8 protein-coding genes are annotated in these 9,259 nt (G+C 65.6%); 7 read left to right on the top strand and 1 reads right to left on the bottom strand.

Going from position 1 to position 9,259, the window contains the following annotated elements:
- Positions 1-22: 22 nt before the first annotated feature.
- From MELE44368_RS25655 to MELE44368_RS25625, 7 genes are read left to right on the top strand one after another with little or no spacing between them, the layout of a single operon-like run.
- The gene (locus MELE44368_RS25655; RefSeq protein ID WP_046754831.1) at positions 23-880 is read left to right on the top strand and encodes an MlaE family ABC transporter permease; all 858 of its coding nucleotides are present in this window, start codon (positions 23-25) and stop codon (positions 878-880) included.
- 11 nt (positions 881-891) lie between these two features.
- Positions 892-2,088: an MCE family protein gene (locus tag MELE44368_RS25650; RefSeq protein WP_128111032.1), complete on the top strand. Its 1,197-nt coding sequence runs from the start codon at positions 892-894 to the stop codon at positions 2,086-2,088.
- Positions 2,085-3,110, top strand: coding sequence for an MCE family protein (locus MELE44368_RS25645; protein WP_128111031.1), 1,026 nt, complete (start codon positions 2,085-2,087; stop codon positions 3,108-3,110). Before MELE44368_RS25650 ends, MELE44368_RS25645 begins: the two co-directional genes overlap by 4 nt.
- Positions 3,111-4,220 (top strand): MCE family protein, encoded by a 1,110-nt coding sequence (locus tag MELE44368_RS25640; RefSeq protein ID WP_128111030.1) that lies wholly within the window; start codon positions 3,111-3,113, stop codon positions 4,218-4,220.
- Complete coding sequence (locus tag MELE44368_RS25635; RefSeq protein WP_128111029.1) at positions 4,204-5,709, top strand: MCE family protein; 1,506 nt, start codon at positions 4,204-4,206, stop codon at positions 5,707-5,709. The genes MELE44368_RS25640 and MELE44368_RS25635 overlap by 17 nt, the downstream gene beginning before the upstream one ends.
- Positions 5,706-7,031 (top strand): MCE family protein, encoded by a 1,326-nt coding sequence (locus MELE44368_RS25630; protein ID WP_128111028.1) that lies wholly within the window; start codon positions 5,706-5,708, stop codon positions 7,029-7,031. The genes MELE44368_RS25635 and MELE44368_RS25630 overlap by 4 nt, the downstream gene beginning before the upstream one ends.
- Before the next feature lie 2 nt (positions 7,032-7,033).
- On the top strand, positions 7,034-8,677 hold the full coding sequence (locus MELE44368_RS25625) for an MCE family protein (RefSeq protein ID WP_128111027.1): 1,644 nt from the start codon (positions 7,034-7,036) through the stop codon (positions 8,675-8,677).
- On the opposite strand, the gene MELE44368_RS25620 is transcribed toward MELE44368_RS25625, so the two are convergent.
- Positions 8,678-9,205: an Rv2253/PknI dimerization domain-containing protein gene (locus MELE44368_RS25620; RefSeq protein ID WP_206613862.1), complete on the bottom strand. Its 528-nt coding sequence runs from the start codon at positions 9,203-9,205 to the stop codon at positions 8,678-8,680.
- Positions 9,206-9,259 lie beyond the last annotated feature (54 nt).

Below are 9,259 nucleotides of genomic sequence, written 5' to 3'. Positions count from 1 at the left end.
GGATGACGGCGGGATAGCGCTGATGGGCACGATGACGATTTTGCGCTCCACCTATCCGCGCTTGACCCGCTCGGCGCGTCGGCCGGTGGATGTGTTGGGCCGTATCGGCGATCACATGTTGTTTTATCTGCGTGCGTTGGGGGGGATTCCGCACGCCAGTGTGCATTTCCGCAAGGAGATCGTGCGGTTGATCGCTGAGATCTCGATGGGTGCGGGCACGTTGGCGATGATCGGCGGCACGGTGGCGATCGTGGGGTTTTTGACGTTGGCGGCCGGGGGCACGTTGGCGGTGCAGGGTTATAGCTCGCTGGGTGATATCGGGATCGAGGCGTTGACCGGGTTTTTGGCGGCGTTCATCAATGTGCGTATCGCCGCGCCGGTGGTGGCCGGGATCGGGTTGGCGGCCACGTTCGGGGCCGGGGTGACCGCTCAGTTGGGAGCGATGCGTATCAATGAGGAGATCGATGCGCTGGAGTCGATGGCGATCCGGCCGGTGGAGTATCTGGTGTCCACGCGCATCATCGCGGGCATGTTGGCCATCACCCCGCTGTATTCGATCGCGGTGATCTTGTCGTTTGTGGCCTCCCAGTTCACCACCGTGGTGCTCTTCGGTCAGTCCGGGGGCCTGTATGACCATTATTTCGACACGTTTTTGAACCCGATCGACTTGTTGTGGTCGTTTCTGCAAGCCGTGCTGATGGCGATCACCATCTTGTTGATCCACACCTACTTCGGCTACTTCGCCTCCGGCGGACCCTCCGGCGTCGGGGTGGCCGTCGGCAATGCCGTACGCACCTCACTGGTCGTGGTGGTCTCAGTGACACTACTGGTCTCACTGTCGGTATACGGCTCCAACGGCAACTTCAACCTCTCAGGGTAGGCGCAACGTTGATGAAACAAAGTGCTGTGCGTCCCCTGACCGGGTTGGCGATGGTCGTCGCCATCGTGGCGATCATCGGTCTTGCCATCGCGTTGTTCCGCGGCGACTTCACCAAAACCGTTCCCGTCACCGTCATCTCGGATCGCGCCGGGTTGGTGATGAACCCCGACGCAAAGGTGAAGATGCGCGGCGTGCAGGTCGGCAGCGTCAAGTCCATCGCCGAGCGCGCCGACGGCATAGCCGAGCTGACCCTCGACATGGACCCGTCGCAACTGCACCTCATCCCCGAGAACGTCAACGTCGAGATCGCGTCCACGACGTTGTTCGGGGCCAAGTTCGTGCAACTCGAGGCCCCGCAGCAGCCGTCGCAGAAGACGCTGCACGCCGGCCAGGTGCTGCAGGGCCAGCACGTCATGGTCGAAATCAACACCGTGTTCCAGCAGCTGGTCACGGTGCTGGACAAGATCGAGCCGACCAAGCTCAACGAGACCCTGGGTGCGATCGCCACGGCGTTCAACGGGCGCGGTCAGAAGATCGGTCAGACCCTGGTCGACTTCAACGCGCTGCTGGCCAAGATCGAACCCAGCCTGCCGAACCTGTCCCACGACCTCGAAGCCGCCGTCCCGACCCTGGACGCCTACGGCGATGCGGCCCCGGACCTGCTGGCCACGATCCAAAGCGCCACCGAGGTGGGCAACTCCATCGTCGAGGAACAACAGAACCTCGACGAGTTCCTGCTCAGCACAATCGGTCTGGCCGACGTCGGCAACGACGTGATCGGGACCAACACCGAGGGCCTCGCCGACGTGACGCACCTGCTCGTCCCCACCACCACGCTGCTCAACGACTATCGAGAGTCGGCGCGGTGCGGTATCGGCGGCCTCATACCGTTCGCGAAATCCCCACCGCAGTATTCGGGAGTCCTGGTGAACGCCGGCCTGACGCTCGGCGTCGAGCGTTACCGCTATCCCAGAGACTTGCCGAAGGTCGCCGCCAGCAGCGGTGGTGCCGACTTCTGCGAGGCGCTCGGCCTGCCCGAACTCCCGCCGAACTTCGTGCCGCCGTTGCTTGTCGGCGACGTGGGCTCCAACCCCGCCCAGTACGGCAACTCGGGCATCCTGCTGAACTCCGAGGGCCTCAAGAACTGGTTGTTCGGCCCGCTCGACGGACCGCCGCGAAACACCGCCCAGATCGGAATGCCGGGATGACGCGATCGACCAGCACACTGATCAAGTTCGGGGCCTTCGCCGTCGTGATGGCGGTGCTGACCGCGTTCCTGTTCGTGGTGTTCAGCGAGTCCAGAACCGGTGCTACGGACAAGTATTCGGCCGTCTTCACCGACGCCTCGCGGCTGGAGCCCGGGGACACCGTGCGCATCGCCGGGGTGCGCGTCGGCACCGTCCGTGGGGTGTCCCTACAGGACGACAAGAAGGTTCTGGTCTCCTTCGACACCGACCGCAACACCAAGCTGACCACGAACACCAAGGCGGAGATTCGCTATCTGAACCTGGTCGGAGACCGCTACCTCGAGCTGGTCGACACCCCGGGCGCAGCGCAGATCCTGCCTGCGGGCGGCCAGATCCCGCAGACCCAGACGGCGCCAGCGCTTGATCTCGATCTGCTGCTCGGTGGTCTCAAACCGGTTATCCAGGGCCTGAATCCGCAAGATGTCAACGCGCTGACCGGTGCGCTGGTGCAGATCCTGCAGGGACAGGGCGGCACGCTGGAGTCGCTGTTCTCCAAGACCTCGTCGTTCACCAATTCGCTGGCCGACAACAACCAGGTCATCGAGCAGCTGATCGACGAGTTGCGCACCGTGCTCGACACCCTGGCCGAGGATGGTGAGCAGTTCTCGGGGGCGATCGACCGGCTCGAACAACTGGTCAGCGGGTTGTCCTCGGATCGTGACCCGATCGGCACGGCCATCGATTCGTTGGACAGCGGCACGGCGTCGTTGGCCGACCTGTTGGGCCGTGCGCGGGAACCGCTTGCGGGCACCGTAGATTCGCTGGACCGGCTCGCTCCGCTGGTCAACAACGACCTGCCGCGCTTGGACGCCACCATCCAACGTCTGCCGGAGATCTACCGCAAGCTCGCGCGGGTGGGCTCCTATGGGGCGTTCTTCCCGTACTACATCTGCGGGGTGACGTTCCGCGCCAGTTCGCTCGAAGGTGAGACCGTGGTCTTCCCCTGGATCAGACAAGAGCAGGGAAGGTGCGTGGACGAGTAGATGCAGAAATACCGCGGATCCCAACTGATCAGGGCAGGCTTCATCGGCGTCGTCCTGATCGTGCTCGTCATCGCCGTGGGGTTGCAGCCCGAACGGCTGTACCAGTGGGCCACCTCGCTGCGCTATCAAGCCCTGTTCACCGAGGCCGGCGGGCTTGCCGTCGGCAACGACGTGACGGTGTCCGGCATCAAGGTCGGCTCGGTCTCGTCGATCGAACTCGAAAACGGCGACGCGCTGGTGAGTTTCACCATCGACGGCCGCTACGCGTTGGGCTCGGACAGCACCGCGCACATCCGCACGGGAACGCTGCTCGGCGAACGGGTGCTGGCGTTGGAGTCGAAGGGCAGTGGCACCCTCGACCGTCGCGAGGTCATTCCGACCACGCGCACCTCCTCGCCGTACTCGTTGACCGACGCGGTCAGCGAGTTGACGGCGAACACCGCCGCCACCGACACCCAGGCACTCAACCAGTCCCTCGACACCTTGGCGGAGACGCTCGACCAGATCGCCCCGCAGCTCGGCCCCACGTTCGACGGATTGTCACGGCTGTCGCGATCGCTCAACAACCGCAACGAGAGCCTTGCCGAGTTGTTGAGGACGGCAGGCGATGTGACGGGGATCTTCGCCGAACGCAGCCAGCAGGTCAACGCGTTGATCCTCAACGCCAACGACCTGCTGGCCGTCGTCAACGAGCGTCGTCATGCGATCAGCCGGCTGCTCGCCAACACCGCGACCGTGTCACGAGAACTGACCGGGCTGGTCGCCGACAACGAGGAGCAGCTGTCCCCCATACTTCAGCACCTCAACGAGGTCACCGCGATGTTGGAGAAGAACCGCGACAACCTCGCCAAGATGCTGCCCGGTGCAGCGAAATACTATCTGACACAAGGTGAAATCGTTTCCAATGGCGCCTACTACAACGCCTTGGTCCCCAACATGATCCCGCTGCCGCCGGACATTCTCCAGCCGTTCCTGGACTACGCCTTCGGCTTCCGCCGCGGCGTCGACGCTGGCCAGCCCCCGGACAACGCCGGCCCGCGTGCTGAGATCCCGTTCCCCGTCAACAGCATTCCGCAGCCAGGAGACCTTCCCCATGATGGCAACCCGTAAGCGGCTGGTGGCCGGGACGGCGATCCTGCTGGCCATCGGACTGGTCGCCGGTGCGGTCTACCTCGTCCGTCAGGTGTTCTTCGGGCCGTACACCATCATGGCGTACTTCCCGACGGCGACCGGCATTTACCCCGGTGACGAGGTGCGCGTGTCGGGCGTTGCGGTCGGCACCATCGATTCCATCAAGCCCGAGGGCACGCAGACCAAGATGGTCCTGAAGGTCGACCGTGACGTGCCGGTCCCCGCCGATGCCAAGGCCGTCATCGTCGCGCAGAACCTGGTCGCGGCCCGGTACGTTCAGCTCACCCCCGCCTATCGCAAGGGCGACGGTCCGACCATGAAGGACGGTGCGGTGATCGGCATCGACCGCACCGCGGTCCCGGTCGAGTGGGACGAGGTCAAGACCCAGTTGATGCGGCTGGCAACCGAACTGGGCCCGGAAACGGGTGTGTCGGACACGTCGGTGTCGCGGTTCATCGACAGCGCGGCGAACGCGCTGGGTGACGGCAACGGGGAGAAGCTCCGCGAGACGCTGGCCCAGCTGTCGGGTGCCGCACGCATCTTCGCCGAAGGCAGCGGCAACATCGTCGACGTCATCAAGAACCTGCAGACGTTCGTCGGTGCCCTGCGGGACAGCAAGCAGCAGATCGTGTTGTTCGAGAACCGGCTCGCCACCCTGAGCAGCGTGCTCGACCAGAGCAGGTCCGACCTGGACGCCGCGGTCTCCGAGCTGTCAGTCGCGATGGGTGAAGTGCAGCGGTTCGTCGCGGGCACCCGCGCGCAGACCGTCGAACAGGTCGAACACCTGGCCAACCTGACGCAGATTCTCGTCGACCACGAGATCGACCTCAAGAACGTCCTTCACATCACGCCGAACGCGATCGCCAACTTCCAGAACATCTACTACCCGAACGGCGGCGCGGTGACCGGGGCGTTCTCGCTCACCAACTTCTCCAGCCCGGTGCTGTTCTTCTGCAGCATGATCGGCGCCGTCGCGAACACCACCGCACCCGAGACGGCGAAACTCTGCGCCAACTACCTCGGCCCGGCGCTGCGCCTGCTCAACGTCAACCAGATTCCGCTGCCGATCAACGCCTACCTGCGGCCCGCTGTCAACCCCGACCGGATCATCTACACCGACCCGAAGCTCGCGCCCGGCGGTGCGGGTCCCAACGATCCTCCCGAGCCGCCCCCGACGGTGTCGGCCTACACCGGTATGGGCGATGTGCCGCCGCCACCGGGATGGGGAGCTCCGCCCGGCCCGCGCGGACTCTATGTGCCCGATAATGACGGACCGGCCATTCCGTCGCCGGCGTTGTTTCCCGGCGCTCCGATTCCGGGCCCGCCCCATATCATCTCGAACATCCCGGCGCAGTCGCCGACAGTCGAGGGGATGCTGATGCCGCCAAGTTCGGCCCCCGGTGCGCCGCCCGCGCCCGTGCCGCCCGACGCCCCGTTGCTGCCGGCCGAAGGGACACCGCCGTCATGATCAGCGGGATCAAGCGATTGGCCGTGGTCGGGTCGTGTGTGGCCATGGCCTTGACCGGGTGTTCGTTCCAGGGAGTCAACTCGTTGCCGTTGCCGGGTGTGGTCGGCCGAGGCGCGGACGCGGTGACCTACCACGTCGAGGTCGCCAATGTGGCGACGCTGGAATCGAACTCGCCGGTCATGATCGACGACGTCGTCGTCGGCAGCGTCGGCAAGATGACCGTCGACGACTGGCACGCCGACGTGGAGATCTCGGTGAAGCCCGACGTGGCGATTCCCGCCAACGCGGTGGCGACGGTGGGGCAGACCAGCCTTCTGGGTTCCATGCACCTGGCGCTCAACCCGCCGCTCGGCGAAGAGCCGCAGGGCCGACTGGAACCCGGTGCCACCATCCCGCTCAGCGCGTCGTCGACCTATCCCTCCACCGAACGCACGTTGTCGTCGCTGTCGATGGTCGTCAACGGGGGCGGGCTGGGCCAGATCGGCGACATCATCCACAATTTCAGCGCCGCGGTGTCCGGGCGCGAAACCGAGATCCGCGAGTTGCTCACCCGGCTCGACAACTTCATCGGTGTCCTCGACACTCAACGCGACGACATCATCGCCACCATCGAGCAGCTGAACCGTGTCGCCGGTACGTTCGCCGGTCAGCGTGACGTCATCGACCGTGCGCTCAAGGAGCTTCCGCCGGCCATCGACGTGCTGATCAAGGAGCGGCCGAACCTGACCACCGCGTTGGAGAAACTCGGCCAGTTCGGCGACACCGCAACGACGTTGGTCAACGACGCGGGTGACGATCTCGTGAAGGATCTGGAGAACCTGGGCCCGGCGCTCGGGGCGATCGCCGACATCGGGCCTGACTTGAACCAGGCGCTGTTGTGGGCCACCGCATTTCCCTACGGGCCGACGTTCGCCGACCGGATCACCAGGGGTGACTACATCAACCTGTACGCCACGTTCGACCTCACCTACCCGCGGCTGAAGAAGACGCTGTTGCTGGGCACGCGATGGGGCGACGAGAACGCCAAGCTCATTCCCGCGCCCGGCGATCCGTATTGGGCGACCTACTCCTACAGCCCGATGACGCTCGGTGTCTCGCCGCCGCCAGCCGGGCTGCCACGACCTCCCGATGCTCCGCCGGGTGAGCCGGTACCGCCGGTGAGCGGACCGCTGCTGCCCGTGTCGCCCCCGCCGCCTGCCGCCCCGTGGCTGCCGTCGGCGCCGGCGATCACGTCGTCCCAGATCTTCGCCGGACCGTACGGAGCCGACGCGCCGGCACCGCCGGCTCAAGCTGAATCGCCGGCACCGGGAGGCGGTGGCTGACGATGCTGACCCGTTTTGTCCGAAATCAGCTGATCATCTTCATCATCGCGTCGATCATCGGCGTCACCGTGATGGCGTTCGTCTACATGCAGGTGCCGACCCTGCTCGGCGTCGGCCGGTTGACCGTGAAGCTGGAACTGCCCGCCGCCGGTGGTCTCTATCGCTTCGGCAACGTCACGTACCGCGGCGTCCAGGTCGGGAAGGTCACCTCGGTGGCGCTGACCGAAACGGGTGCGGAAGCGACGCTGTCGCTGGACACCTCGCCGAAGATCCCCGCGGATCTGCAGGCCGAGGTGCGCAGCGTCTCGGCGGTCGGTGAGCAGTACGTGGATCTGCGTCCCCGCACCGACTCTGGGCCCTACCTGCAGAACGGTTCGGTGATCCCGGTGGAGGACACCACGATCCCGCAAGAGGTGGGGCCGATGATCGAGCAGGTGAGCAAGCTGGTCGACAGCATCCCCGGCGACCGGATCTCCGACCTGCTCGACGAGTCGTTCAAGGCGTTCAACGGGGCAGGCCCCGATCTTCAGTCGCTGCTCGATTCCGCCGCCACCGTCACCGGTGACGCTAACACCGTCTCCGACCAGACGCGAGCACTGATCGATGACAGTGGCCCACTGCTGGATTCGCAGGTCGAGTCCGCTGACGCGATCCGGACGTGGGCGCGCAGCCTGGCTCGCGTCACCGACCAACTCCAACAGAACGATCCCGAGATCCGCGCGGTGTTGCAGCGTGGACCCGGTTTCGCCCAAGAGGTTTCGCAGCTTCTCACCGAGGTGAAGCCGACGCTGCCGATCCTCCTGGCGAACCTCACCACGGTGGGCCAGGTCCTGGCCACCTACAACCCGGCAATCGAACAGCTGCTCGTCATCTTCCCCGGCATCATCGCGGCACAGCAGTCGTTCGGGCTTCCGGTCAACAACCCCACCGGGCTGCCGTCGGGTGACTTCGCGTTGACCATCAGCGACCCGCCTGCGTGCACGGTGGGCTTCCTCCCGCCGTCGCAATGGCGTAGTCCCGAGGACATGACGACGATCGACACGCCGGACGGGCTGTACTGCAAGCTGCCGCAGGACTCGCCGATCAGCGTGCGCGGTGCACGCAACTACCCGTGCATCGAGCACCCCGGAAAGCGCGCACCCACAGTCCAACTCTGCGATGACCCCAAGGGCTATCAGCCGTTGGCCTTACGCCAGCATTACACCGGTCCGTACCCGATCGACCCGAACCTCATCTCGCAGGGCTATCCGGTCGATGACCGGGTGGACTTCCAGGAGCGCATCCACGCGCCGATCGAGGGCACGCCCCTGCCGCCGGGTGCCGTTCCGAAAGGAAAGCCACCGGTGTCGCCGCCCGGCACGCAGGGAACGCCGGTCGTGCCGGTTCCGGCCGCTCCGCCGCCGCCACCGCCGCCGGGCAACTCGGTGAACGGCACACCGATTCCGCCGCCACCCGCCGCCGACGGTGCGGTGCCCGCGGTGCCAAGCGCCCACAGCGGCAACGGTTCAGCGGCGGGGCCCTCGGTCGCGGTCGCCACTTACGACCCACAGTCGGGCCACTACATGACGCCCGACGGCCGCTTGGAGCAGGCGGCGAACGTCGCCGCGGGACAGCCCAAGTCGTGGCAGGACATGCTGCCGAACTGACTAGGAGATCTTCTCCACCCGCACGGGCAGCTCGATGACGACGGGCTTGTTGACCCCGCACGCACCGCTGGGCGCCTTCGTCTGATTACGGCCGCCGAAGATCGTCATGTTCTTCGTCTGCCGTTCGTTGTTGGCGGGGTTGACTCCCCACAAAATGAACTTCTGATGGCCCGGGGCGAAGGTGCCGTCGGGGCACGGTACCCAGTTGGGGATCTCGTGGTCGACGTACCAGAAGTCGTCGAGGCGCGCCGTGCCCGTCCAACCCCGGTCGCTGACCACGGTGCCGGTGCATTCGATTGGGCTCACGCAATCGGTGGAAACGGTCCAGGTCTCGATCACCGTCTCCTGGTCGATCAGCACCTCGTTGGTGCGGGCCCACTCGCCGTCCGACGTGACCCGGTAGGTGCCGTTGAGTTCGACGCCGAAGTCCGACGCCTGCGCCGGCGTTGCCGCGCTTACACTTCCGAGCACGACACCGCTCGCCACCACCGCCGCTGACGCCAGATTCACCGCACGGACTTCACGCATACCTCACCCTAACGCGGGCGCGGTACTTGTCTTCTCCGAAGGCGAGAATTTCGT

It is taken from the genome of Mycolicibacterium elephantis DSM 44368 (assembly GCF_004014805.1).
In the GTDB taxonomy this organism is placed as follows: domain Bacteria; phylum Actinomycetota; class Actinomycetes; order Mycobacteriales; family Mycobacteriaceae; genus Mycobacterium; species Mycobacterium elephantis.
The sequence above is the reverse complement of the archived record's forward strand: the minus strand, read 5'-3'. Positions and strand labels throughout refer to the sequence as shown.

Coding starts and splice junctions, on each gene's coding strand:
- MELE44368_RS25655 (WP_046754831.1), top strand. CDS start 23: ATGGGCACGATGACGATTTTGCGCTCCACCTATCCGCGCTTGACCCGC.
- MELE44368_RS25650 (WP_128111032.1), top strand. CDS start 892: ATGAAACAAAGTGCTGTGCGTCCCCTGACCGGGTTGGCGATGGTCGTC.
- MELE44368_RS25645 (WP_128111031.1), top strand. CDS start 2,085: ATGACGCGATCGACCAGCACACTGATCAAGTTCGGGGCCTTCGCCGTC.
- MELE44368_RS25640 (WP_128111030.1), top strand. CDS start 3,111: ATGCAGAAATACCGCGGATCCCAACTGATCAGGGCAGGCTTCATCGGC.
- MELE44368_RS25635 (WP_128111029.1), top strand. CDS start 4,204: ATGATGGCAACCCGTAAGCGGCTGGTGGCCGGGACGGCGATCCTGCTG.
- MELE44368_RS25630 (WP_128111028.1), top strand. CDS start 5,706: ATGATCAGCGGGATCAAGCGATTGGCCGTGGTCGGGTCGTGTGTGGCC.
- MELE44368_RS25625 (WP_128111027.1), top strand. CDS start 7,034: ATGCTGACCCGTTTTGTCCGAAATCAGCTGATCATCTTCATCATCGCG.
- MELE44368_RS25620 (WP_206613862.1), bottom strand. CDS start 9,205: ATGCGTGAAGTCCGTGCGGTGAATCTGGCGTCAGCGGCGGTGGTGGCG.